Genomic DNA, 22,489 nt, shown 5'->3' on the forward strand with positions numbered 1-22,489 from the left:
GACGCGGACCGGGCGTCCGCTCATGCAATGCAGGTTGGGGGTAGCGTTTGGTTATGAGTGCGCAGCAGCCTGAAGACGACGTTTACACGCACGGCCACCACGAATCGGTGGTCCGCGCCCATGCCGCCCGTACCGCCGAAAACTCCGCGGCGTTTGTCCTCCCGCACCTCACGCCTGGTAAGTCGCTGCTCGATGTGGGCTGCGGCCCCGGCACCATCACCTGCGACTTCGCCGCCCTGGTCAGCCCCGGCAAGGTCACGGGCCTGGACCGCTCACCTGACATCATCGCCCAGGCGCAGGCCCTCGCCACCGAGAGGGAAGTACCCAACGTTGAATTCGTTGCCGGCAACATCTACGACCTCGACTTCGCCGACGAAACGTTCGACGTCGTCCATGCCCACCAGGTGCTCCAGCACCTGACCGATCCCGTTGAGGCCCTCAGGGAGATGCGGAGGGTGGCCAAGCCCGGCGGCATCGTGGCAGTGCGCGACGCCGACTTCCACGGCATGAGCTGGTACCCCGCCATTCCGGAACTGGACGAGTGGATGGACCTGTACCAGCGGATTGCCCGCCGGAACGGTGCAGAACCCGACGCCGGGCGGCGGCTGGTCAGCTGGGCACAGGCTGCGGGATTCACCGACGTCGCCCCCACCAGCAGCAACTGGCTTTACGCCACCGCGCAGCAGCGGCGCTGGCAGGCGCGCGTCTGGGGTGAGCGGGTGCTCCACTCAGCCTTCGCCGAGCAGGCGCTGGAGTACGGGTTTGCCAACCCGGCCGACCTTGCCCGTATCTCTGCAGGCTGGCACCGCTGGGGCTCCACGGACGACGGATGGTTCCTGATCCCAAACGGTGAGGTCATCGCCCGGGCCTGATCCCTGGTTGCCCAGACAGCAGCACAGGGACTGAAAAAGGGGCAGCCAATTGCCACCGTAGGATTGTTCAGTGCAATTTTCCCTCTGGCTGACCCTGGCAGGTGCCGGCGCCCTGATCAGCTTCACCCCGGGCGCCGGGGCCATCAACACCATGAGCAACTCGCTGAACGCGGGGTTCCGCCGGTCCATCTGGGGAATCCTGGGCCAGCAGGCTGCGCTGATGGTGCACGTCCTGATCGTGGCCCTGGGCGTCGGGGTGCTGGTGGCCAGTTCCCCCCTTGCCTTCAACGTGATCCGTTACGCGGGCGCGGCCTATTTGGTGTACCTGGGCATCCGCCAGTTCCTGAGCAAGCCCACGGTGGCCCAGGAGCAGGCAGCTGCCCTTCGCAACGAACCCGCGTGGTCCATTTTCCGGCGCGGCTTCTGGGTCAACCTGTTGAACCCGAAGGCGATCGTGTTCTTCCTCGCCTTCACTCCCCAGTTCATCCGGCCCGACCTGCCCCTGTTCACCCAGTACGCCGTGTTGACGGCGACAATCGTTGTCATCGACATCCTGGTGATGTGGTTCTTCTTTGCGGCGGCTGCCAGGTCATTCCAGCGCTTCACCAACACGGAACAGGGCCAAATGGTCCTCAGCAGGGTGTTCGGTGTCCTGTTCGTGGGTGTGGGTATCCTGCTGGCCCTGATCCACTGAACCAGGTACCCACCAAACTCGGCACCAGCGTGTGACGTAGCACCAGCGTGTGACGTACCCATTCGGGCGTTAGTCATGCATCTTTACAAACCCGTAAAACTTTGTGAACAGGCGGCTAGCCAAGAGCGTTCGGAAGCGCGCATGCTTAGGGGCATGAACTCAGCGTCGAGCGCATATCGCGTCATCACCGTCTGCACGGGCAATATCTGCCGGTCCCCCATGGCCGAGCTCATGCTCAAGGCAGCGCTTGAACGCGAGGGCCTTGACGGCCTGGTGGAGGTGGACTCCGCCGGCACCACCGGTTACGAGGCGGGCCGGCCCATTGATCCCCGCGCCGCCCGCCGGCTCGCCGCAACCCAGCTGGCCTCGGACCACCACGTGGCCCGCGAGTGGGAACCCGGGTGGTTCCGCGAGCGCGACCTGATCCTGGCCCTGGACATCGACCACTACGCCTGGCTCACGGAGGCGGCGCCGGACCGGGAATCCCTGGACAAGATCCGGATGCTCCGCAGCTTCGATCCCACCATGGCGGAGCGGGACCGCCTGGATCAGGGCATCGAGGACCCCTGGTACGGCGGCCACGCGGATTTCGACGCCGTCTGGCACCAGATCCATGCAGCCCTGCCCGGCCTGGTCCAGCACATCAGGTCCGCGGTCCTTCGGAACACCCAGCTGCAGCCGCACTAGGCACCAAAAACTCTTCAAAAGACGGTGCAATCCAGCGGCACCAGGAGTATTTTCTTGCTGCCTGGACGGCTTTCCCAGCACATCCGGCAAGTACGCACGGCTCCTCGCCACACTGGAAGAGGCAGAGTCTCCGGCTGGGCGACATGGCCCGGCAAGGACCGCGCCCTGAAGCGTGCAGGCATCGTGCATGCCGGCGCCAACGCCGCCTGGCGAGGGCAGGGGCTGTCCTGCTGCTGGTGAGCGGGTTCCTGGGCGGCCACCTGAGCAGCGGCCGTCACGCATCGGCGCAGCAACTGCCCCACGGGTGAAAGGGTGCAACGGAAAACGGTACGCTCTAGTCCATGAGCCCAGCCCCCGTCATCATCGCCATCGACGGGCGCTCCGGCGCAGGCAAGACCACCCTCGCCGTCGAGCTCGCGGCCCGGCTCCGGGCGCACCACAAGGTCTCGCTGTTCCACCTTGAGGACATCTACCCGGGTTGGGACGGACTGGCGGCGGGCATTGAACGCTACGTCTCCACGGTCCTCACCCCGCTGAGCCGGGGGCAGGCGGCCTCCTGGACCAGCTGGGACTGGGCTAACCACTACGACGGCGACGCCCGGGTGACGCTGCCTGCGGAGATCGTCATCGTTGAGGGAGTGGGGGCCGCCGCCGAGGCCGCCCGCCCCATGCTGGGCGCGGTGATCTGGGCGGAATCCCCGGACGACGTCCGGCGGACCCGGGCACTGGAGCGCGACGGCGCAACATATGAACCGTACTGGGACCTCTGGGCAGCCCAGGAGGAAGAGTGGCTGGGCCGCGACGACGTCCCCGGCCACGCGGACCTCCGCGTCCGGAACCTCGCCGACGGCTCAGCCCCCGCGGACCTCCTCCAACTCCTCCCCTACCTGCCCGCCCTGGCTCCGGTCCTCGCCCCCGAGTTGTCAGCCCGCCGCGGCCTTCGCCTTCATGCCGAGCGCATTGAAGCCGCCCCGGACGCACCCACCCTGTTCCACTCACTGTATGGCGGCTCTGGCAACGCCGTCTGGCTGGACTCCTCCAACACAGGCAGCAGACCGGACAGCACGGATCCTGTACAGCGGACTGCCGCAGAGCGCAGCCGGTTCAGCATCATGGCGGACGACGGCGGCACATTCGGCCAGTGCGTCACCCACCGTGGCGGTGTGAGCCGGATCAGCGCCGGCTCGTCCACTGCCAACGTTCCCGGCCCCTTCTTCCGCTGGCTCGACACCGTCTGGGGCCGCCGGGCGGTGCGGACCCCCGAGGGCTACCCCGGCGAATTCACCCTGGGCTGGCTGGGCTGCCTGGGGTATGAGCTGAAACGCGAAACCGGCGGCAGCGATCTTTCCGCGCCCACGCCGGACGCAGCCCTGATCTTCGCGGGCCGAGCGGTGGTCCTGGACCACGCCGAAGGCACGGCCTGGCTCCTGGCCCTGGAGGCACCGGACGCCGGCGGGTGGCTGGTGGAGGCGCGGGCAGCCGTGGAAGCCGCCGCGGACCCAACGCAGGAAGCCGGCGGCAGCACCGGCGTCGTGCGTCCCACCACACCGCCCACTTTCCGCAGCCGGGACACCGGGGCACGGTACCGGGAGAAGATTGCCGCCGCACAGCATCAGATCGCCCAGGGAAACACCTACGAAGTGTGCCTGACCACCACCCTAGAAGCCACTGTCCCGGCCGGCTCGCTGGATCCATGGGCCACCTACCTGTCGCTCCGCAGCAGGAACCCGGCCCCGTTCGCCAGTTACCTCCGGCTGGGAAACGTTGCCGTGGCCAGCACCTCGCCCGAGCGGTTCCTGAAGATAGGGTCCGACGGCGGAATGCGCGCCGAACCGATCAAGGGCACCCGGCGCCGGGCTGCCGACCCGCAGGAGGACAGCCGCCTGCGGACGGACCTGGCCACCTCCGTCAAGGACAGGGCCGAGAACATCATGATCGTGGACCTGCTGCGCAACGACCTCAGCCACTTCGCCATGCCTGGCTCCGTTACGGTCAGCAGGCTTTGCGCCATCGAGAGCTACGCCACCGTCCACCAGATGGTCAGCACCATCGACGCCCACCTCCTGCCCGGAGCACCACGGGCAGAGGCGGTGGCGGCCTGCTTCCCGGCCGGCTCCATGACGGGCGCTCCGAAGATCAGCACCATGGCCATCCTTGACGACCTGGAGGCAGGGCCGCGGGGGATCTATTCAGGTGCCATCGGCTACTTCTCGCTCAACGCGGCGGCGGATCTCGCCGTCGCCATCCGGACCCTGGTGGTCAGCACGGCTGGCGACGGAACCGCGGAACTGTCGCTCGGCGTCGGCGGTGCCATCACCTCGGACTCCGACCCGGACGACGAATATGAGGAGATCCGCACCAAGGCCTACGGGGTGCTCTCCACCCTGGGGGCGGAGTTTCCCGAAGACTGACCCGGGTTTAGGGAGGCACGGCCGTCCTACTGCACCGTGGCCGTCAGCCGTGCCACGTTGTCCACATAGCGCGCGGCGAGCGGCCGGTTCAGCCAGTCTGCCAGCTTCAGCTCATGGGAGATGTCCCGGTAGGTGTCCTCCACCGCCCGCATCTTGTTCACGATGTCCTCGCCCAGGAGCATCACGGAGACCTCGAGGTTCAGCGAGAAGGACCTCATGTCCATGTTGCTGGAACCCAGGACGGCCACCTCGTCGTCGATGGTGAAGTGCTTGGCGTGCAGCACGAACGGCGCCTTGTAGAGGTAGATCCGCACGCCGGCCTCAAGGAGCGCCTCATAGTAGGAGCGCTGGGCGTGGTGGACCAGGAACTGGTCGCCCTTCTCGGACACGAACAGCTCCACGTCGACGCCGCGCTGCGCTGCCGTGGTGATGGCGTACAGCAGTGAATCGTCCGGAACGAAATAGGGGCTGCAAATGGAGATCCGGTGCTGCGCGGAGTAGATGAGCGTGTTGAAGAGCCGGAGGTTGTTTTCCGTGATGAACCCGGGACCGCTGGGCACCACCTGGGCCGTGACGTGGCCGGGCTCCGGATTCGCGGGGAGCTGCAACTGGTGTTCCAGGGATTCGTCGGTCTCGCTCAGCCAGTCGGTGGCGAAGACGACGTTCAGGGTGGTCACGATGGGCCCGCGCAGGCACGCCATCAGCTCCACCCACTCGCGGCCGGCCTTGCGGTGGCGCGGGTTGTTGTAGGAGGGCTCGATCAGGTTCTGCGACCCCGTGAAGGCGATTTCGCCGTCGATCACCATGATCTTGCGGTGGTTGCGCAGGTCCGGCCGGCGCCACTGGCCATGGATGGGCAGGAGGGGAAGCATCCGCTTCCACTGGATCTTGCCGGCCCTCAGGCGCTTCAGCAGCTTCCGGTAGCCCTTGATGCGCAGCGTGCCGATGTGGTCGAACAGGAGCCGCACTTCCACGCCCCGCTCGGCGGCCTCTTCCATGGCCGTGAGCAGGTCGTTGGTGACGTGGTCGGAGCTCATGATGTAGAACTCGGCGTTGACGAACTTCTTCGCCTTCCGCACCGCGTGGGTCATGGCCAGGATGGAATCCGGGTAGCCGGGGATGAGGTCAACGGAGTTGTTGTCCACCATGGGCAGCGAACCCAGGGTGCGGTTGAGCTCGGCGGCGGACTTGACCCACTCGGGGCCGGGGTAGTCGCTGTCCACGTCCGAGAGGGCGGTGATGCCGGCCCGCACCCTGTCGTTGACCTGCTCCTGCTGGGCGCGGCGGCGGCTGGACAGCTGGAAGTTTCCAAACAGCAGGAACAGCGCGATGCCCACGAATGGGATAAAGAAGATGCCCAGGAGCCAGGCCATCGCCGTGGTGGGCCGCCTGTTGCCGGGGATGATGCCCAGTGCCAGGACCCTGATGACAAGGTCGGCGAAGCCCAGGAGCACCACAACCCACGTCGGCGCGGTGCCGGCAAGCGAAAAAGGCCACAACACGTCAATAACTCCCGGGGAGGTTGGGCCCCGGGGAACGGTTTCCGGCCGGGGCGCTCTGCCCAGCTTATCCGCGGTGCCGCACTAAGCTGGTGCCATGAGCTCTCCAGCCCCCGTGGTTCTCGTTTTCCTTGACCCCGCCTTCCCCGACGGCAGGGTGGCGGATGCCTCCCAGCCCCAGCTGCTGGTCACGGACCTTGGCGTCACGCGCGGCGACGGCGTGTTCGAAACCATGCTGGCGGTTGGGGGAACGGTGCGGAAGATGCAGGCCCACCTGGACCGGCTTGGCGGATCCGCCGCGGCGCTGGACCTGGACATCCCGGACCAGGATGCGTGGCGGCGCGCCATTGCCGCTGCCGTTGCCCGGCACCGTTCGGAGAACCCGCCGGCAGACCCGGCGGCAGATGAACTGGTGGTCAAACTGGTGGTGACCCGCGGCGTGGAAGGCGCGCCCGCCCCCACCGCCTGGGTCCAGGCCTCACCGGCCGGAGCTGCCGCCCGCCGCCAGCGGGAAACGGGCGTCGACGTCATCCTCCTTGACCGCGGCTACGACAGTGACGTGGCCGAACGGGCACCCTGGCTGCTTCTGGGCGCCAAGACGCTCTCCTACGCCGTCAACATGGCAGCGCTGCGCCACGCGCATAAACAGGGCGCCGACGACGTCATCTTCACGTCCTCCGATGGCCGGGTCCTGGAAGGGCCCACCTCCACGGTGCTGCTGGCGCATGTGGAGAAGTCCGACGACGGCACAACAGTGAAGCGCCTCATCACACCACAGCTGGACAGCGGCATCCTGCCTGGAACGTCACAGGGGGCTCTCTTTGCTGCCGCCAAGGCGGCGGGCTGGGAACTGGGCTACGGGCCGCTGGTGCCACAGGACCTCCTGGACGCAGACGCGGTCTGGCTGATCTCCAGTGTCCGCCTGCTGGCGCCCGTGAACCGGATTGACGGCAGGGAGATCGGCACCCCGTCTGTGCAAAAGGAACTGACCACAGAACTGAGCGGACTTTTCGCCGGCATCCATTAGCCCGCAACAGGCAGGGCCGGCCCTTTTCCCGCCCCGGCATCACCCGTAAGGTGTGCACCATGGACTCGCACAAGCTGCCGATCGAAAAACTGTCCTTTGACGACTGCTGGGAACTCCTTGACACCGACACGGTGGGCAGGCTGGCCATCGTGGTGGACGGACATCCGGAAATCTTCCCCGTGAATTACGTTGTCCACCTGCGCAGCATCGTCTTCCGCACGGCACCCGGCTCAAAACTGTGGGACGCGAAAATGGAACGCCCTGCCGCACTGGAGATCGACGGCTACGACCCCACCACCGAACTGGCCTGGAGCGTGGTGGCGCGGGGCAATACCGGGATCATCGAAGACCAGGCCGTCAAAGATGCGGTGGACAGCCTTGGCCTGGAGCCGTGGCAGCCCGGCGAAAAGGCAAACTACGTCAGGCTGAACGCCAAGGCGCTGACCGGACGCAGGTTCCAGGTGAACCGGCCGGACGTCTGGAACACCCGCCTCCAGGACCGGCGCCGGGCGTCATTCGAATAGCGGCCGCTCAACGACCACGCCTTTACACGGCCGCTCCGTCAGGCGCTGGAGCCTGCCGCCTGCCGTGAAAGCTGGGCTTCCAGCCCGGACAGCAGGATGGTGAGCCCTTGGTCAAGCTCCTTGGCGCCGTCGTAGTCAGCCAACGCCGGCGCCAGCGCACGCAGCCGGGGGAATTCCTTCGCGGGCAGCCGGTGGAGCCCCAGCCGCAGCAGCACCTCGTTCTCTTCCGGGTCCACCACGTACTCCTGCAGTTCGTTCAGGAGGTGCCCGTAGAGGAAGCCGTAGTAGGCGCGGTAGACGTGCAGCGCATCAGCCGGCTCGAATCCTGCCGCCACCAGCAGGGTCAGGATCTGCTCCAATGGCCGCAACGTGCCCAGCGGACGCATGCCCAGCGGCGTGGAGAGGGGCCGCGTCACCAGCAGGGGGACAACGTTGGGATGCTTGAGCGCCAGCATCCGCAGGTTGTGGGCGATGCTCCGAAGCTGCGCTTTCCAATCCGGGTCCTCCGGATGAATCGGAAGCTGGTTGAGCACCAGCTCAGAAACCCCGTCCAGCAGCGCCGCGCGGTTCTCGGCGTAGCGGTACAGGCTCATCGGGTCCCGGCCAAGCTCCTGCCCCAGGCGGCGCATGGTCAGTGCATCCAGTCCTTCGGCATCAACCAGTTCCAGGGCCTTGGCCAGCACGACCTCCCTGCTCAGCCTGGCCTTGGCGGGGGTGCGGCCGGAAGCGTGCGGGGGATTCATGGTGTTGTCCTAGCGGTGGAAGTGGCGGCCCGGATTAATCGAGACGGTTGCCTTACTTGTAGTCTACGGGTAAAGTCTACATCGTAGACAGGCGCTGACGACGCTGAGTCCCCGGATGCTTTTCACGGGACCCAACCTATAGATTCGATGGCCATGTGCAGGGCATCAAATCTTGCTGCTGTAGCCGAACGGCGGCGCCGAGCACTTAGCGAAGGGAAGCCATCATGGCACATTCGCAGTTCGATACTTTTCTCCACGAAGCCACCTACCCCGACCACGCCGCTGGTTCCAGCATGGACCGCGACCGCCTCTACGGCCTGTACACCAGCTGGTGCTTCCTCAACCAGCAGCCGGCCGGCACCGAGTCCACCTTCTGGGCAGCCATGAAGCACCGGATCCCGCCGCGCCGCAACGGGCTGCGCATGAAGGGTCCTGCCGCTGCGGACTACATCATGACCAGCTACCCGGGCCTGGTCTGAGACCCCCGGATTCGTAAGAGGCCACCGGGCAGCCGGGTGGTACATGATCAAATGCTGTGGCACGCCCGTGCCGCAGCATTTTTCATGCCCCGGGCTAGGCAGGGATGATCCGGAAGAGGAACCTGGTGCGGACCATCACCCAGAGCATCCCAAGGACCACGGCGTAGGCCACGGTGTTGAGGAGGATGCTTTGCTGCTGCAGGGCCGGGATGTTGGCCACGACGGCGATCAGCACCACGTGCATGATGAAGACGTACAGCGTGGCCCGTCCCAGCGGGACCAGGAACCAGCCCAGGGCCCGGTCCACCGGTTTCCAGTAAGCACTGAGGAATGCGTACGCAGCCACCACCAGGACCAGGACGTTGAGCAGCCGGCCCGGGGCCAGGTATGTCCGGCCGAAGAAGGCGTCATACATTGCCCGGTAGGACGCATCCGGCAGCAGCGCCAGTCGGACGTCATAGGCGTTGGCCAGGTAGGGGTTGCCCCAGGACAGGAAGGCCAAAGCGAATGCTGCCGTGGTGCAGGCAACCACCACCCACGTGTGGCGCGACAGCCACGCTGTGATGCTGCGCCGATGGTAGCCCGCAACCAGCCCAAGCACGAAAAGCACCTGCCACACCAGCAGCGGGAAGGAGTCCTCAAACTGCGAGGGCAGGATCCGGAACCTGGTCATGGCACCTGCCGCATACACGGCAACCGACACCGCCACGACCCAGATGGCCTTTCCGCGGTTCAGCGCCGCGAGGATCAGCGGGCTGACCAGCAACAGCACCACATAGAGCCCCATGACATTGAACTGCCAGGGACCGAACTGCAGCAGCACGATGGCCGGAAGCACCTGGGGCGGGACGGGGAACTGGAACAGCGATGACATGCCCGCATAGAGGTCGTAGGTCCGGCCGGCCCCGTTGTGCCCGGCGCCACCGGTCCCCTGGTCCACGAACGTGGTCAGGGCCTCGGTGTGGAAGAACGGGAGCAGGGACAGAAGGAAGACGCCGATCAGCACGGCCAGCGCCGTCAGGTAGAGCTTGCCGGCGCGGCGGGTCGTGAGGTCGACCACCTGCCCGAAGTCCTCCCTGGCCTTGGGTCCGTACACCATGCCCACCACCAGTCCGGAGAACAGGACGAACAGTTCCGCACCCGACACGAAGCCCACGGCCTCCTGGGTGAGCAGCTGGAACAGCGATGCCATGCCCAGGTGGTTCACCACCACAAAGACGATGGCCATCCCGCGCAGCAGATCGATGCGCGAGTCCCTGGCGGAGGGATCCTGGTAGCCCCAGGCCGTGGCTGCGTTGATCCGGCGGGGTATCTGCCACAGGGCCACCAGGAGGATGGCCATGGCGGCGGCAACAGTCCAGGCGGCAGCCCCGGAGAGCGTGTTGGCCCGGACGTAGGTGCTCCCGGATGCCACGTCGGTGACCGGCCCGGTGACCATTGGCGATGCCTTCAGCCTGTCCAGGGCCGCTTTGGCGATGCCCGCCTGTCCCGTGAGCAGCCAGCTGATGCTCGCCACGCCGGTATCCCTGGTGCTGGTGCGCTCGTCCCAGACAACGGCGGCCGTCCCGGCAAAAGCTGGGGAAGTGGCAGTTCCCACCACCTGGTCCCACCAGCCCGCCTTGATGTCCGCCTCCTGCGCGCCGCCGGACGCGGGGCTGTAGAAAGCAGAGGTCTGGAGGAGGAACGGCTTGTTGCGCCCCTCGGAATAGGTGCCGTAGAAGTTTTCGCCGCCGGAGGCCGTCAGCATGTCCTGGAGCTCGCCGGCCCTCGGCTGGGAGTTGACGGCGGGGCCGCCGGCCGTGTCGTCGTGATAGGCGGCCAGCCCCGCCCAGTCCACTGCGTCGTCGCCCGGGTAGTAAGGGGCGTAGGCGCTGTCGCTTGAGTTCCAGGCCCCGTCGCCGTTCGTGTCCAGGAGGGAAAAGCCTTCGGTTCCGGGCTGCGGGGCATCCCGGTTGCGGTCAAAGGGGTAGTCCTTGCCCAGGTAAGGCGCCCACACCAAGGTGGCCCGGCCGCCGTCGTACTTCTTGAACGCTGCCGCCACAGCCCTGAAGGCCTGCCGGTACGCGGCGGGCTGCTGGCCCCAGGCCACCCAGCTTGCATTCATGTCCGGGGCGAACCGGATCAGCAACTGCCCCTTGAACCCGGACGTAAGGTCGCGCACCTGCGCTGCGAATGCTTCCGCTTCCGCGGTGCCGAGCTGGTCCAGGGGCACTGACGGCTTCACCGTGAGCAGGGCGTGGGCGCCTAGGGACGCGGCCTGCTGAAGGAAGCCGTCAAGGTCGTTCCGTTCCGCATCGCGGTAGGGGATGGTGATGTCGTGGCCGAAGACGGCCGGACTGGCACCAAGCCGGCCGCTGAAACCTGCGGCGGTGTCCTCGCCCCACTCGAGCACCGCGCCCAGCCAGGGCTTTCCCTTTTCCGGCGCAACGTCCGCCGCATGCGCCGGCGCAGCCGCCAGCAGGGCCAGGAGGCTGACGAGGGCCGCGGCCAGGAACGCCCCGATGGACGGCCGGCGGGTCCCCCGGATGGCGGCCTGGTGGCGCGATGTGTTTGCCCGCATGCTGACAGGACCCCCGGTGCTCATTGCTGTGACGACGGGGCGGCGCCCCGGTAAGAACTTTATCGGCCCTGCGGCCCCGGGCGGCACGTGGCCGGCCGCCCACCTGCGGCGATGTCCGCCGTCGCGCTTTCCTTCAACCCCGCGCCTCCCTTCAGCGCTGCTCAATTACGGAACATGACGACGGCGGCGGTGCGGCTTGGCGCGGCAGATGTTACGTTTTTGGGGAGTAATGAGTACCGGTGTGAAGCCCTGACTGGCCGGTCGGCAACCCTCCCTTTCGCGGCGGGGTGCCTCAGGTGAATACTCGGCATATCGACCGATTCGAGCTGCAAGCGTGAAAGAAGGAGATCCGTCGTGTCTGACGCACCTGCCCCTGACGAAAAATTGTCCTACCGCCTGATCACCGGCCCGGATGACCGTTCATTCTGCGAGCGGATCTCCACGGCCCTGGCCGACGGCTATGTGCTGCACGGCAGCCCGGCAGCCACCTTCAACGGCACCAGCGTGATCGTGGCGCAGGCAGTGGTCCTTCCGGCGGCAATCGCCTCGGCCGATGCCGCGGTTGCCACCGCAGTGGATGAACTGGACGCCGAATTTGAAGGCGAGTTCGACGGCGAGGGCCACGCATGAGCTACGCGGGAGACCTCACGCCCCAGGAAGCATGGGAGAAGCTGGAACAGGGCGCCATCCTGGTGGACGTCCGCACCGAGGGCGAATGGGCCCACATCGGCATTCCGGACACCAAGGCCACGGACAACGACCCCCTCTTCATCCAGTGGACCTTCCCCGGCGGCATCCCCAACCCCGACTTCATCAACGACCTCAGCCAGCAGGCGCCCGAGGACCGTTCAACCGAACTGGTGTTCCTGTGCCGCTCCGGCCAGCGGTCCATCGCGGCAGCCATCGCGGCCACCCGGGCCGGCTTCACCTCCTACAACGTGCTGGAGGGCTTTGAAGGCGAGCCGGACCGCTATGGCGAACGCACCGTCAACGGCTGGAAAAACCGCGGCCTTCCCACCAACCTCGGAAAGAACTAAGTGACCTTCAACCAAGACGCCCCCGGCTGGAACCCCGACACCCAGGCTGTCCGTGGCGGGCTGGACCGCACCAACTTCCAGGAAACGTCCGAGGCCATTTTCCTGAACTCCGGCTTCGTCTACGAATCCGCGGCAGCAGCTGAACGCGCCTTCACCGGCGAGGACGAACGCTTTGTCTACTCCCGCTACGGAAACCCGTCCGTGGCCACCTTCCAGGAGCGGCTCCGGCTGCTGGAAGGCACCGAAGCCTGCTTCGCGACGGCGTCGGGCATGTCCGCGGTGTTCACCGCGCTTGGTGCCCTGCTGGCTGCCGGCGACCGGGTGGTGGCCGCCCGGTCGCTGTTCGGTTCGTGCTTCGTGATTTTGAACGAGATCCTTCCCCGGTGGGGCGTGGAGACCGTCTTCGTGGACGGGCCGGACCTGGACCAGTGGCGCGAGGCCCTCTCCAAGCCCACCACCGCCGTCTTCTTCGAATCCCCGTCCAACCCGATGCAGGAGATCGTGGACATCGCCGCGGTCAGCGAACTTGCGCATGCCGCCGGCGCCAAGGTGGTGGCGGACAACGTCTTCGCCACTCCCCTGCTGCAGCGCTGCGGTGACCTGGGCGCCGACGTCATCGTCTACTCCGGCACCAAGCACATCGACGGCCAGGGCAGGGTCATGGGCGGCGCCATCCTGGGCACCAAGGAGTTCATCGACGGTCCCGTAAAACAGCTCATGCGCCACACCGGGCCCGCACTCTCGGCGTTCAACGCCTGGGTCCTGACCAAGGGCCTGGAGACCATGAGTCTGCGCGTGAACCATTCCTCCGCCACGGCGCTCCGGCTCGCAGAGTGGCTGGAAGAACAGCCCGCCGTGAGCTGGGTGAAGTACCCGCTGCTCAAGTCCCACCCGCAGTACGACCTGGCGGCACGGCAGATGAGCGCCGGCGGTACGGTCCTCACGCTTGAGCTGGCTCCCTCCGGCGGGCGCTCCGGCAAGGAAGCGGCCTTCGCACTGCTGGACGGGCTGCGCATCATCGACATCTCCAACAACCTTGGTGATTCGAAGTCCCTGATCACGCACCCCGCCACCACCACGCACCGCGCCATGGGGCCGGAAGGGCGCGCCGCCATTGGGCTCAGTGACGGCGTGGTGCGGCTCTCGGTAGGGCTCGAGGACCCGGAGGACCTCCTCCGCGACCTGGAACAGGCACTCAAGCAGATCTAGCCGCGCGGGAAGCCCTAGCTCCTCTGGGTCCGGGCGACGCGCTTCCTCCTTTCGATGCGCAGATTCCCTGGCGCGCACCAAATATGGGCCGCGAGGAGGAATCTGCGCGTCGGGAATGGATATGCGCGTCGAAGGTCAGCTCTGGCGGACCCGCAGCAGTTCGGGCGTGCCCTCCACGTCAGCAAGGTCCAGGGCATCCCGCATGGTCACGTTGACGGCCTGCCGCACCACGGCGCCGAACCCCATGTCCTCCGGGGGCGGTCCCGCCACCGCCTTGTCCCGGGCGCGGCGCTGTTCGGCGGCTCCCGTTCCGCGGGCGATGATGTCCTCCACCCCCTGCCGTGCCAGTGCCAGCTCCCCCTGTTCGGACAGGACGGGAGCCAGGTAATCCACCAGGGACCGGACCACGTCCGCGGCCGGTGCGGGCCGGAAATTCCCAAAATCCAGGAGTTCACCGCTTAGCCCGGCGCTGCTGGCCTGCCACGAGGCCATCCGGAGGAGGACGGTGGGAACCGGCGCAGGATCCACGTCGGCCTGCCATTCCCTGCTGGCGGATTCCACCAGCGCCCGAACCAGCACGGCAATGAGCGCTGCATCCTCGGCACGAAGGCAGACGTCCGCCACGCGAACCTCGACGGTGGGGTGGTTGCGGGACAGCCGGGCGTCGAAGTACAGCATGCCCTCATCGAGCATGACGCCGCTTTCCAGCAGCCGCGTCACCACGCGCCGGTAGGCAGGGTACGTCCCGTAAATACCGGCCGGGCCCGCCGTGGGCCACCGGTTCCAGGCCTGGGTGCGGTAGCTTTCAAACCCGGTCGGAACGCCGTTCCAGAAGGGTGAATTGGCGCTCAGGGCCGTCAGCACTGCCAGCTTGTCGCGGATCCGGTCCAGGACCGCCACGCCCTCTTCGGGCGATTCGATGAACGTGTGCACATGGAAGCCGCAGGTCAGCTGCTCCTGGGCGGTGAGGCCGAAGCGCTCCAGCATTTTGGCGTACCGGGGGTCGGGCGTCGTGTGGGTGGTGGAGGCCAAGGGCGAGGTGGCGAGGGCCGCCACCCTGGCGCCATGCTTCCTGGCGGCCTGGTCCGCCAGGGCGCGGCCCGCGCGGATCTGTTCGAGCAGGCTCCCGTATTCGAGGCACGGACGGGTCTGGGTCTCGATCTGCTCAAGCTTCAGCTCGGCACTCAAGCCCATCTCGTCGTCGTAATCCGCCTGTTTTCCGGAGTGGTGGACCTCCGGGTCCACGGGAAGATCGTCAGCCGCAACGCGGTGGCCGGCCAGGAGGGCGTCGGCCAGGGCAAGGGGTTCCCCGGACTCCGGATCAACGATCAGGAGTTCCTCCTCTACGCCAAAAGTACGCATACGAACATTCTGCGATACTTGTCCGGCATTCGAGGGGCCCCGGCGATTCATGACGAACCGTGAATGCTAGTCCTGGAAGTACTCCACCTTGGCGCCGATGGTGTTCAGGCGTTCCGCCAGGTCCTCGTAGCCACGCTCGATCACGTAGATGTTCCGCAGTTCGGATACGCCCCGGGCGGCGAGCATGGCCAGCAGCAGGCAGGCGGCCGGACGAAGTGCAGGCGGGCAGCCCACCTCGGCGGCGCGCCACTTGGTGGGCCCGTTGACGTAGATCCGGTGCGGATCCAGCAACTGCACCTGCGCCCCAAGCCTGTTCAGCTCTGTCAGGTAAATGGCCCGGTTCTCGTAGACCCAGTCGTGGATCATGGTCTGGCCATCGGCGTTCGCGGCAATGACGGCAAAGAACGGCAGGTTGTCGATGTTCAGCCCGGGGAACGGCATCGGATGGATCTTGTCCTCCGGGGCATGCAGCTCGGAGGGCTTGGTGGTCACGTCCACCAGCCGGGTGCGGCCGTTGCGGGCCATGTACTCGCCCGAAATTTCCAGCTTCTGCCCCATCTGGCCCAAGGTGGCCAACTCGATTTCCATGAACTCGATGGGCACCCGCCGCACCGTGACCTCGGAATTGGTGACGATGCCGGCCGTGATGAGGCTCATCGCCTCGATGGGATCCTCGGAGGGGAAGTACTCGATCTCCGCGTCAATGTCGGCCCGGCCCGTGATCTTCAGGGTGGTGGTGCCCACGCCCTCGATGGTGACGCCCAGCATCTGCAGGTAGAAGCACAGGTCCTGCACCATGTAATTGGGGCTGGCGTTGCGGATCACGGTGGTTCCCGGCCGGTGCGCCGCGGCCATGATGGCGTTCTCGGTGACGGTGTCCCCGCGTTCGGTGAGGACGAAGGAGCGGTCCTGCGCGTCCGCCGGCGGAGCCTGGACCGTGTAGAAACCGGCCGTGGCTTCCACGGCAAGGCCAAACTGGCGCAACGCCTGCATGTGCGGTTCCACGGTGCGGGTGCCGAGGTCGCAGCCGCCGGCGTAGGGCAGCCGGTACTCCCGCGACTCATCCAGAAGGGGACCCAGCAGCATGATGACGCTGCGGGTCCTGCGCGCCGCGTCAACGTCCATGGCTTCCAGGTCCAGGACGGCGGGACGGCGAAGACGCAGGTCAGTGTCGTTGAGCCAGGTGCACTCGACGCCGATGCTGGTCAGCACTTCGACAATGCGGTTGACTTCCTCGATCCGTGCCAGCCGGCGGAGCACGGTGGTGCCACGGTTGATCAGGCTGGCGCACAGCAGGGCGACGCCGGCGTTCTTGCTGCTGTTGACATCCACGGCACCGGAGAGGGTACGGCCGCCCTCCACCCGCAGGTGCGTCATCTGCGGCTTGCCGACGTTGACGATGCTGCGGTCGAAGATCTTTTCCAGCCTCTGGATCATCTTCAGGCTCAGGTTCTGCTTGCCCTGCTCCATCCGGGCAACGGCGCTCTGGCTGGTGCCGAGCTCGGCGGCCAACTGGCCCTGGGTCCAGCCCTTCTCGCTCCGGGCATCCCTCAACATGGCGGCAACGTGCTCAGCGGTCTCCTGCGTCATATCCGCAAATATATCATAGATGAGTTACGCGGGCCCTGATCGGCCACTGGTATGGGGCATCGGGAAAGCCTCTACCCACTGCATGCGATAGGAATCACCTGGGCCGGACCGCCAACATCAACTGCCCAGCCACACCATGTTCCAGGTCCCGGCGGCCAGGGCAGCAAATAGCGCGAGGCCGGCCACCAGGACACCGCCGGCCACCACCCCAAGGTCCAGCGCGCTGAACGTGGATTCCCGGGCCCAGGTCCGGTTGCCGCCGCCGAAACCGCGGGCTTCCATGGTCACAGCAAGCCGGGACGCGCGGCGGATGGCCTGTACCAGCAGCCCGAAACTCTGGCCCAGCGTGGCCTTCACCCGCTGGGCCACGCTGCCGCGCGAACCCACGCCACGCGCACGCCGGGCCATCCCGATGGTCTGCCATTCTTCAGCCATGAGCCCCACCAGGCGCATCGCGGCGAGCGTTCCCAGGACAAAGCGGTGCGGCAGGCGCGCCTTCTGCGCCAGCGCGTCGGCAAGGTCCGTGGGATCGGTGCAGCTCATCAGGAGCACGGCCGGAAGGGCGATCGCAAAGCCGCGCAGGAGGAAGCCGATGCCCAGCTGCAGGGAACCTTCGCTCATGGACCAGATCCCGGCGTCGAGCAGGATCCGGCCGCTGTCCGGGGCCAGGATGGAGGTGCTCCAGCCACCCACGGCAGCGGCAAGGATCAGCGGCCAGCCGCGCTGCCACAGCAGGGACAGGGTGAGCCCGGCCAGGGGAAAGAGCAGAAGCTCAAAGACCAGGGCCACGGACGCCGAAACCCAGTCGATGGACAGCGCCAGGACGGCGGTGATCAGCAGGACGGCAGCGAACTTGCTTAGTGGATTGGCGCGGACCAGGAGGGCATGGTTGCCGCCCAGGGTGAGTTGCTGCCTCATGGCGCCACCGCTTCCGCCGCGGCCATCCGCAGTTCGGCCCCGCCCAAGGCCTGGGTGAATTCGGCGTCATGGGTCACGGACACCACGGCAGTGCCGGCATCCAGGAGCTCGGACAGGAAGGACGCCAGCTCGGCCCATGTGTTGGCGTCCTGCCCGAACGTGGGTTCATCCAGGACCAGGACCTGCGGGCTGGCGGCAAGGACGGTGGCCACGGACAGCCGCCGCTTCTCGCCACCGGAGAGCGTGTAGGGGTTGGCGTCCACCAGCGCGGTGAGCCGCAGCCGCTCCAGCAGTTCGTCCACCCGATCCCCGCCGTGGCCCAGGTGCCGGGGGCCGAACAGCAGTTCGTCAAGCACCCTGCCGGTCACGAACTGGTGCTCCGGCTCCTGGAACACCGTCCCCACTCGGGAAATCAGCTGATCCGCCTTCCACCGGTACGGGTCAATGCCGGCACCGCGGCTCAGGTCCATGGTGGCGGAGACCTTTCCGGACACCGGTTCCAGCAGCCCTGCCAGGGTCAGGGCGAAAGTGGACTTACCGGCGCCGTTGGGACCCGTCACGGCGAGCGCCTGCCCGGCGCGCACCTGCGCGGCCAGGCCTTCCTGGACCGGTGACGGCGGAATCTTCCTTAAGCCCTTGCGTCGGGGACGTTCGCGGGCGACTGCCAACTGTTCGGCTGCGAGCAGGAGGTTTCCCGTGCCGGGGGCCGGGACCACCGCCCGGGCACGGGTTGCCGGGACGTAGCCGGGGACCCACACACCGGCGGCGGCCAGCATGGCCCGCGCCTCCGTGAGCACCTGGTCCGGCGGCCCGTCCAGGAGTACGGCAGGATCCGCGGCGGAGCCCGGCTGCAGGACCACGATCCGGTCCACCAGGTCCTTCCACACGGACACCCGGTGCTCCACCACCACCAGCGTGGCCCCGGTCTTGTCCAGGCACCGCGCCACGGCATCGCGGACCTCCAACACGCCGTCCGGGTCCAGGTTGGCGGTTGGCTCATCCAGGAGGATCAGGCCCGGGCGCATGGCCAGGATGCCGGCCAGCGCCAGGCGCTGCTTTTGCCCGCCGGACAGGGCCGACGTCGGGTGGTCCAGCGGCAGGTGGGACAGTCCGACGTCGGCAAGCGCCTCGTGCACGCGCGCCCAGATTGCTTCCCGTGGGACGGCAAGGTTTTCGGCACCGAAGGCGACGTCGTCCCCCACCCGCGACAGGACCACCTGCGTCTCGGGGTCCTGCTGCATAAGTCCGGCGCGCCCGCGCTGGGCGCGGGGCACGGCGCCGTCAACCAGCAGCGAACCCGACTCGTCGGCGTCCCCCGCCTCGCCGCCGTCGTCGTTGATGTCCCCCAGCACCCCTGCGAGCGCGTGCAGGAGCGTGGACTTCCCGGCGCCCGAGGGGCCGAGCAGGAGCACCCGCTCCCCCGGGCTGATGTCCAGGTCAAGCGCATGGACGGCAGGCTTGGCCCTGCCGGCGTGCCGCCATCCCCAGCCCCGGGCTGTGACGGCGGCAGGGCGGACGGTGCCGCCGTCACGCTGGGCTGGTGCCATCAGGAGAAGACAGGCTCCGTGGCGGCCTTGCGCGAAGCGAAGGAGCTCAGCACGCCGGTACGCGCCAGGCCGCGGGTGGCCAGCCAGGACAGGGCGCCGGCGAGAATGGCGCCGGAGAGGGTGGTCAGCACGATGTACGCCAGCTTGTCCGCACCGGAGTAGGCGATGTTCCAGCCCCACGGTGCGAATGAGTCATTCAGTCCGCAGAAGAATCCAGCCGCGGCGCCTGCCAGCAGGGAGACGGGCAGGTTGAACTTGCGGTAGACGAAGATGGCGAAGATGATTTCCGCGCCGAGGCCCTGGATGAAGCCGGAGAAGAGGACCGAGGCACCGTACTGGGAACCCATGAGGAGTTCCCCGGTGGCGGCCACGGTTTCACAGAACAGGGCGGCCCCGGGCTTGCGGATGATCAGCATTCCCAGCACGCCGGGAATCATCCAGCCGCCCGCCAGCAGCCCGGTCAGGGGCGGGTAGGCGGCATTCATGGGGGCAGAAAGCGCGGCTGCTCCCTGGTCCCACGCCCAGAAAATGACGCCGCCCGCGATGGCCACCAGCGCGGCGACCACGATGTCCACGACGCGCCAGGACTTACTGGTGGTCTTCTTGATTGCTGCAGTACTCATGTGATCCTCCTGGGAAACAGGAGGGGAAAGTGGACCCGGCTGACGGCTGTTGCCGTGCAGCCGCGGCACTTTGAGAACTCGACTCCCTTGCGCCGGTACTAACCGGATCAGGTTCGAGGGTCTGCGGCTGTCCGCACTCTCAGCGCCCACCTGCGGTGCCCGGCTTGTGCCAGGATGTCCGACGGCGGCGCTCCCCTGTCGTTATTAGTGGTGCTTTTGGATGGGTAAGGCTTTTTGAACTGCCCTTCCGGGCGTGGTCAAGTTTACACCTGGCGGGGGTAGATTGAGGGCCATGAGCGCCATTCCACCGGATGTGACCGGATTCGATCCTGATTCCGCCGACGCCCAGCTGGAGGGGTCACTGGAAGCGTCGATCGCCCGCATCGAGGCGGAGGTCCGGGAGCTCCAGTTCCCCGGCTTTTCGCTGGATGACGCGTTGAACCTGGGCCTGCTCCTGGTGGAGCTGGGCAAGGAGCGGTCCCTTCCCATCGCCATCGACATCACCAAGGGCGAGCAGGTCCTGTTCCACGTCGCGCTCCCGGGCGCCACGCCGGACAACGGGCACTGGATCCGCGCCAAGCAGCGCACTGCCGCCCGGTACGAGGTGCCGTCACTTTTGGTGGGGCTTCGCGGCCGGCTGGGCGGCGGCCGGATCGAGGACAACGCCTGGTTCGACCAATCCCGGTATGCAGCCCATGGCGGCGCCTTTCCGATCTACGTCACCGGCGTGGGCGCCGTGGCCACGCTGACCGTCTCCGGGTTGCCGCAGCTGCAGGACCATGACCTGGTGGTTGAGGCGCTGCGCGACATCCTGGGGTCGTCGCTGCGGGATTAGGCGCCGGTTGACCTGCCGCCAACAGGAAGCCTGCTTAGCTTTTATTAGTAATCATGCTTACTATATTGGTTCCCGGGTTTCGAGGAGGACAGGGCATGGGAGTCACCATGGGCGGTCCCGCGTTCGTTCCCGTCACCAGCGCGGCAGACCAAGGAGCACCATGAGAATCCCGGAATCCAGAGGCCCCCTCAGCAACGCCCTGTTCGCACTCCTTGCGCAGGCTCCGGCCGAAGCCGGGACGGGGCTGGACGGGCTGTACCACCTCGCGGCACGGCAGGTGGCCGGCACTAGTGACATCATCGGCGACGAGGACATCCAGCTGGCCCTCTTCTGCCTCTACGAGCTCCACTATTCCGGCCTGGCCGGCGTCTCCGACGACTGGGAGTGGGAGCCGGCGTTAATCCGGGTCCGGCAGCTGGTCGAGGCACCGTTTGAGGCAGCCCTCCGTACCGCCGCGCACCAGGCCGCCGCAGACTTCGAACTGCCTGCCGGTGCCCTGACCAGCGACCAGGTAGCCGACGTCCTGTTCGGCCTCGCAGCCACGGACACCGGGCCCAGCGTCTCCCGCTACGTCGCCAGGAAGGCGGGCCTGGACCAGCTCCGGGAGTTCCTGATCCACAAGTCGATGTACCAGCTGAAGGAAGCCGACCCGCATACATGGGCCATTCCGCGGCTCAGCGGACGGCCCAAGGCGGCCCTGGTGGAAATCCAGGCGGATGAATACGGCGGCGGCCGCCCCGAGCGCATGCACAGCGCGCTGTTCGCCCGGACCATGCGCGGTTTGGGCCTCGACGTCAGCTACGGCGCGTACGTGGATGCCGTCCCCGCCGTCTCCCTCGCGTCCGTCAACCTCATGTCGCTGTGCGGCCTGAACCGGCGGCTCCGGGGTGCCATCACCGGCCACCTGGCGATCTACGAGATGACCTCCTCCCAGCCCAACCGGTTCTACGGCAACGGATTCCGCCGGCACGGTTTCGGCGCGGACGTCACCCACTACTTCGATGAGCATGTGGAGGCCGACGCCGTCCACGAGCAGATCGCAGGCCGGGACCTCGCCGGCGGCCTCGTCGAAGCCGAACCGGAACTCCTCGCGGACGTCCTGTTTGGGGCCACTGCCGCCATGGCCCTCGACGGCCGGCTGTCCGCCCATCTGATGTCCTCATGGGAAGCCGGCGCATCATCGCTGCGGGCGGCCGGGCCGGCCGCAGCATGACTACGACGAAAGCGGTGCAGGCATGAAACCCGGACAGCATGGAACAGGATCGGACATGGACCAGGAATCCGCCGCGGGCTCCATCGTGGTCTGCCCGGACGGGCCCCTGATCGTCAGGGGTGATTTCGAGATCGTCACCCCATCCGGGGACGCGGTGCCCCGCGACCGCAGGACCGTTGCCTTGTGCCGCTGCGGCGCCTCGGCCATCAAGCCCTACTGCGACGGCACGCACAAGATGATCAAGTTCCGCACCGAGCCGCCCGCGAAGTAGTCCAACAAGCCATTTAGTCCAACAACCCGCCTGCAGCACGCCACGGCCTTGCCCGGACCGGCACGGGCGTACGGCTAGGCTGGAGGCAGTCCGTTTTCCGCCCGCAAGGAGTAATAGGAATGAACCTTTTCATCAAGCTGCTCGGAACCGGGGTGAGCCTCGGCGCAGGCCTGGCCGGCACCAAGCTGGTCAACACCATCTGGGAGAAGACCACCGGGCAGAAAGCCCCCACCGGCAAGAACGAGGATGTCCCCACCAGCCTGCGTTCGGCGTTGACCTTCGCGCTGATCTCGGCGTCCGTCAGCGCCATCATCCAGGTGCTGGCCAACCGCGGCACCCAGCGCGCCATCACCCGCTTCGCCAAGTCGCAGGACATCGTCTAGCTCCC

General features: G+C 67.1%; 22 protein-coding genes and 2 riboswitches. Of the genes, 14 read left to right on the forward strand and 8 right to left on the reverse strand.

The window, feature by feature from the left end; translation table 11 throughout:
• Positions 1–53 precede the first annotated feature (53 nt).
• The 4 genes from ACEN9K_RS20270 to pabB all read left to right on the forward strand — a co-directional run bounded on the left by ACEN9K_RS20270 (position 54) and on the right by pabB (position 4,664).
• Positions 54–872, forward strand: coding sequence for a methyltransferase domain-containing protein (locus ACEN9K_RS20270; RefSeq protein WP_056391909.1), 819 nt, complete (start codon positions 54–56; stop codon positions 870–872).
• Between the two features lie 70 nt (positions 873–942).
• The gene (locus ACEN9K_RS20275; RefSeq protein WP_495634944.1) at positions 943–1,566 is read left to right on the forward strand and encodes a LysE family transporter; all 624 of its coding nucleotides are present in this window, start codon (positions 943–945) and stop codon (positions 1,564–1,566) included.
• Positions 1,567–1,719: 153 nt separating this feature from the next.
• On the forward strand, positions 1,720–2,253 hold the full coding sequence (locus ACEN9K_RS20280; protein WP_495634945.1) for a low molecular weight protein-tyrosine-phosphatase: 534 nt from the start codon (positions 1,720–1,722) through the stop codon (positions 2,251–2,253).
• Between the two features lie 341 nt (positions 2,254–2,594).
• On the forward strand, positions 2,595–4,664 hold the full coding sequence (gene pabB, locus ACEN9K_RS20285; RefSeq protein ID WP_495634946.1) for an aminodeoxychorismate synthase component I: 2,070 nt from the start codon (positions 2,595–2,597) through the stop codon (positions 4,662–4,664).
• Between the two features lie 26 nt (positions 4,665–4,690).
• Here the strand turns inward: pabB and cls are convergent, their stop codons facing one another.
• The gene (cls, locus tag ACEN9K_RS20290) at positions 4,691–6,166 is read right to left on the reverse strand and encodes a cardiolipin synthase (RefSeq protein WP_026265885.1); all 1,476 of its coding nucleotides are present in this window, start codon (positions 6,164–6,166) and stop codon (positions 4,691–4,693) included.
• A 94-nt stretch (positions 6,167–6,260) separates the two neighbouring features.
• On the opposite strand from cls, the gene ACEN9K_RS20295 reads away from it, so the two are divergent.
• Complete coding sequence (locus tag ACEN9K_RS20295) at positions 6,261–7,190, forward strand: aminodeoxychorismate lyase (RefSeq protein WP_495634947.1); 930 nt, start codon at positions 6,261–6,263, stop codon at positions 7,188–7,190.
• 59 nt (positions 7,191–7,249) lie between these two features.
• The gene (locus tag ACEN9K_RS20300) at positions 7,250–7,714 is read left to right on the forward strand and encodes a pyridoxamine 5'-phosphate oxidase family protein (protein WP_018769992.1); all 465 of its coding nucleotides are present in this window, start codon (positions 7,250–7,252) and stop codon (positions 7,712–7,714) included.
• Between the two features lie 38 nt (positions 7,715–7,752).
• Here ACEN9K_RS20300 and ACEN9K_RS20305 read toward each other — a convergent pair whose 3' ends face one another.
• The gene (locus tag ACEN9K_RS20305; protein ID WP_056391914.1) at positions 7,753–8,457 is read right to left on the reverse strand and encodes a TetR/AcrR family transcriptional regulator C-terminal domain-containing protein; all 705 of its coding nucleotides are present in this window, start codon (positions 8,455–8,457) and stop codon (positions 7,753–7,755) included.
• 224 nt (positions 8,458–8,681) lie between these two features.
• Here ACEN9K_RS20305 and ACEN9K_RS20310 point away from each other — a divergent pair, with 224 nt between their 5' ends.
• The gene (locus ACEN9K_RS20310; protein WP_018769990.1) at positions 8,682–8,936 is read left to right on the forward strand and encodes a hypothetical protein; all 255 of its coding nucleotides are present in this window, start codon (positions 8,682–8,684) and stop codon (positions 8,934–8,936) included.
• A 94-nt stretch (positions 8,937–9,030) separates the two neighbouring features.
• Here the strand turns inward: ACEN9K_RS20310 and opgC are convergent, their stop codons facing one another.
• The gene (gene opgC, locus ACEN9K_RS20315; protein ID WP_018769989.1) at positions 9,031–11,496 is read right to left on the reverse strand and encodes an OpgC domain-containing protein; all 2,466 of its coding nucleotides are present in this window, start codon (positions 11,494–11,496) and stop codon (positions 9,031–9,033) included.
• Positions 11,497–11,721: 225 nt separating this feature from the next.
• A riboswitch (SAM riboswitch) is annotated at positions 11,722–11,837 on the forward strand.
• Between the two features lie 13 nt (positions 11,838–11,850).
• Between opgC and ACEN9K_RS20320 the strand changes: the two genes are divergently transcribed.
• From ACEN9K_RS20320 to ACEN9K_RS20330, 3 genes are read left to right on the forward strand one after another with little or no spacing between them, the layout of a single operon-like run.
• Entirely contained in the window at positions 11,851–12,126 is a 276-nt protein-coding gene (locus tag ACEN9K_RS20320) for a DUF1737 domain-containing protein (RefSeq protein ID WP_018769988.1), read from the forward strand.
• Complete coding sequence (locus ACEN9K_RS20325) at positions 12,123–12,533, forward strand: rhodanese-like domain-containing protein (protein ID WP_018769987.1); 411 nt, start codon at positions 12,123–12,125, stop codon at positions 12,531–12,533. Before ACEN9K_RS20320 ends, ACEN9K_RS20325 begins: the two co-directional genes overlap by 4 nt.
• Positions 12,534–13,742 (forward strand): O-succinylhomoserine sulfhydrylase, encoded by a 1,209-nt coding sequence (locus ACEN9K_RS20330; RefSeq protein WP_056391915.1) that lies wholly within the window; start codon positions 12,534–12,536, stop codon positions 13,740–13,742.
• 135 nt (positions 13,743–13,877) lie between these two features.
• Here ACEN9K_RS20330 and ACEN9K_RS20335 read toward each other — a convergent pair whose 3' ends face one another.
• From ACEN9K_RS20335 to ACEN9K_RS20355, 5 genes are all read right to left on the reverse strand, one after another.
• Positions 13,878–15,104, reverse strand: a complete 1,227-nt coding sequence (locus ACEN9K_RS20335; protein WP_018769985.1) for a glutamate--cysteine ligase 2 — start codon at positions 15,102–15,104, stop codon at positions 13,878–13,880.
• A 66-nt stretch (positions 15,105–15,170) separates the two neighbouring features.
• Positions 15,171–16,694: a UDP-N-acetylglucosamine 1-carboxyvinyltransferase gene (locus ACEN9K_RS20340; RefSeq protein WP_018769984.1), complete on the reverse strand. Its 1,524-nt coding sequence runs from the start codon at positions 16,692–16,694 to the stop codon at positions 15,171–15,173.
• Positions 16,695–16,811: 117 nt separating this feature from the next.
• Positions 16,812–17,612 carry an energy-coupling factor transporter transmembrane component T family protein gene (locus ACEN9K_RS20345; protein ID WP_018769983.1) on the reverse strand — a complete coding sequence of 267 codons (801 nt, stop codon included), beginning with the start codon at positions 17,610–17,612 and terminating at the stop codon, positions 16,812–16,814.
• Positions 17,609–19,159, reverse strand: coding sequence for an ABC transporter ATP-binding protein (locus ACEN9K_RS20350; protein WP_018769982.1), 1,551 nt, complete (start codon positions 19,157–19,159; stop codon positions 17,609–17,611). The genes ACEN9K_RS20345 and ACEN9K_RS20350 overlap by 4 nt, the downstream gene beginning before the upstream one ends.
• Positions 19,159–19,782 (reverse strand): ECF transporter S component, encoded by a 624-nt coding sequence (locus ACEN9K_RS20355; protein WP_018769981.1) that lies wholly within the window; start codon positions 19,780–19,782, stop codon positions 19,159–19,161. Before ACEN9K_RS20355 ends, ACEN9K_RS20350 begins: the two co-directional genes overlap by 1 nt.
• A gap of 66 nt (positions 19,783–19,848) precedes the next feature.
• Positions 19,849–19,989, reverse strand: a riboswitch (TPP riboswitch).
• Positions 19,990–20,074: 85 nt separating this feature from the next.
• On the opposite strand from ACEN9K_RS20355, the gene ACEN9K_RS20360 reads away from it, so the two are divergent.
• The 4 genes from ACEN9K_RS20360 to ACEN9K_RS20375 all read left to right on the forward strand — a co-directional run bounded on the left by ACEN9K_RS20360 (position 20,075) and on the right by ACEN9K_RS20375 (position 22,484).
• Positions 20,075–20,617 carry a heme-degrading domain-containing protein gene (locus ACEN9K_RS20360; protein ID WP_018769980.1) on the forward strand — a complete coding sequence of 181 codons (543 nt, stop codon included), beginning with the start codon at positions 20,075–20,077 and terminating at the stop codon, positions 20,615–20,617.
• A 160-nt stretch (positions 20,618–20,777) separates the two neighbouring features.
• On the forward strand, positions 20,778–21,830 hold the full coding sequence (locus tag ACEN9K_RS20365; RefSeq protein ID WP_495634948.1) for an iron-containing redox enzyme family protein: 1,053 nt from the start codon (positions 20,778–20,780) through the stop codon (positions 21,828–21,830).
• A gap of 55 nt (positions 21,831–21,885) precedes the next feature.
• Entirely contained in the window at positions 21,886–22,101 is a 216-nt protein-coding gene (locus ACEN9K_RS20370; protein WP_144600106.1) for a CDGSH iron-sulfur domain-containing protein, read from the forward strand.
• A gap of 119 nt (positions 22,102–22,220) precedes the next feature.
• Positions 22,221–22,484, forward strand: a complete 264-nt coding sequence (locus ACEN9K_RS20375; protein ID WP_018769977.1) for a DUF4235 domain-containing protein — start codon at positions 22,221–22,223, stop codon at positions 22,482–22,484.
• The last annotated feature ends 5 nt before the right edge of the window (positions 22,485–22,489 follow it).

The sequence above is a fragment of the Pseudarthrobacter sp. Pseusp20 genome, assembly GCF_059492155.1.

What these genes read in the sequence shown, in the direction of transcription:
- ACEN9K_RS20310 (WP_018769990.1), top strand. Translation starts at nt 8,682, where the DNA reads ATGGCACATTCGCAGTTCGATACTTTTCTCCACGAAGCCACCTACCCC.
- ACEN9K_RS20335 (WP_018769985.1), bottom strand. Translation starts at nt 15,104, where the DNA reads ATGCGTACTTTTGGCGTAGAGGAGGAACTCCTGATCGTTGATCCGGAG.
- ACEN9K_RS20340 (WP_018769984.1), bottom strand. Translation starts at nt 16,694, where the DNA reads ATGACGCAGGAGACCGCTGAGCACGTTGCCGCCATGTTGAGGGATGCC.
- opgC (WP_018769989.1), bottom strand. Translation starts at nt 11,496, where the DNA reads ATGCGGGCAAACACATCGCGCCACCAGGCCGCCATCCGGGGGACCCGC.
- ACEN9K_RS20365 (WP_495634948.1), top strand. Translation starts at nt 20,778, where the DNA reads ATGAGAATCCCGGAATCCAGAGGCCCCCTCAGCAACGCCCTGTTCGCA.
- ACEN9K_RS20350 (WP_018769982.1), bottom strand. Translation starts at nt 19,159, where the DNA reads ATGGCACCAGCCCAGCGTGACGGCGGCACCGTCCGCCCTGCCGCCGTC.
- ACEN9K_RS20300 (WP_018769992.1), top strand. Translation starts at nt 7,250, where the DNA reads ATGGACTCGCACAAGCTGCCGATCGAAAAACTGTCCTTTGACGACTGC.
- ACEN9K_RS20345 (WP_018769983.1), bottom strand. Translation starts at nt 17,612, where the DNA reads ATGAGGCAGCAACTCACCCTGGGCGGCAACCATGCCCTCCTGGTCCGC.
- ACEN9K_RS20355 (WP_018769981.1), bottom strand. Translation starts at nt 19,782, where the DNA reads ATGAGTACTGCAGCAATCAAGAAGACCACCAGTAAGTCCTGGCGCGTC.
- ACEN9K_RS20270 (WP_056391909.1), top strand. Translation starts at nt 54, where the DNA reads ATGAGTGCGCAGCAGCCTGAAGACGACGTTTACACGCACGGCCACCAC.
- ACEN9K_RS20375 (WP_018769977.1), top strand. Translation starts at nt 22,221, where the DNA reads ATGAACCTTTTCATCAAGCTGCTCGGAACCGGGGTGAGCCTCGGCGCA.
- ACEN9K_RS20325 (WP_018769987.1), top strand. Translation starts at nt 12,123, where the DNA reads ATGAGCTACGCGGGAGACCTCACGCCCCAGGAAGCATGGGAGAAGCTG.
- pabB (WP_495634946.1), top strand. Translation starts at nt 2,595, where the DNA reads ATGAGCCCAGCCCCCGTCATCATCGCCATCGACGGGCGCTCCGGCGCA.
- ACEN9K_RS20295 (WP_495634947.1), top strand. Translation starts at nt 6,261, where the DNA reads ATGAGCTCTCCAGCCCCCGTGGTTCTCGTTTTCCTTGACCCCGCCTTC.
- ACEN9K_RS20360 (WP_018769980.1), top strand. Translation starts at nt 20,075, where the DNA reads ATGAGCGCCATTCCACCGGATGTGACCGGATTCGATCCTGATTCCGCC.
- ACEN9K_RS20370 (WP_144600106.1), top strand. Translation starts at nt 21,886, where the DNA reads ATGGACCAGGAATCCGCCGCGGGCTCCATCGTGGTCTGCCCGGACGGG.
- ACEN9K_RS20305 (WP_056391914.1), bottom strand. Translation starts at nt 8,457, where the DNA reads ATGAATCCCCCGCACGCTTCCGGCCGCACCCCCGCCAAGGCCAGGCTG.
- ACEN9K_RS20280 (WP_495634945.1), top strand. Translation starts at nt 1,720, where the DNA reads ATGAACTCAGCGTCGAGCGCATATCGCGTCATCACCGTCTGCACGGGC.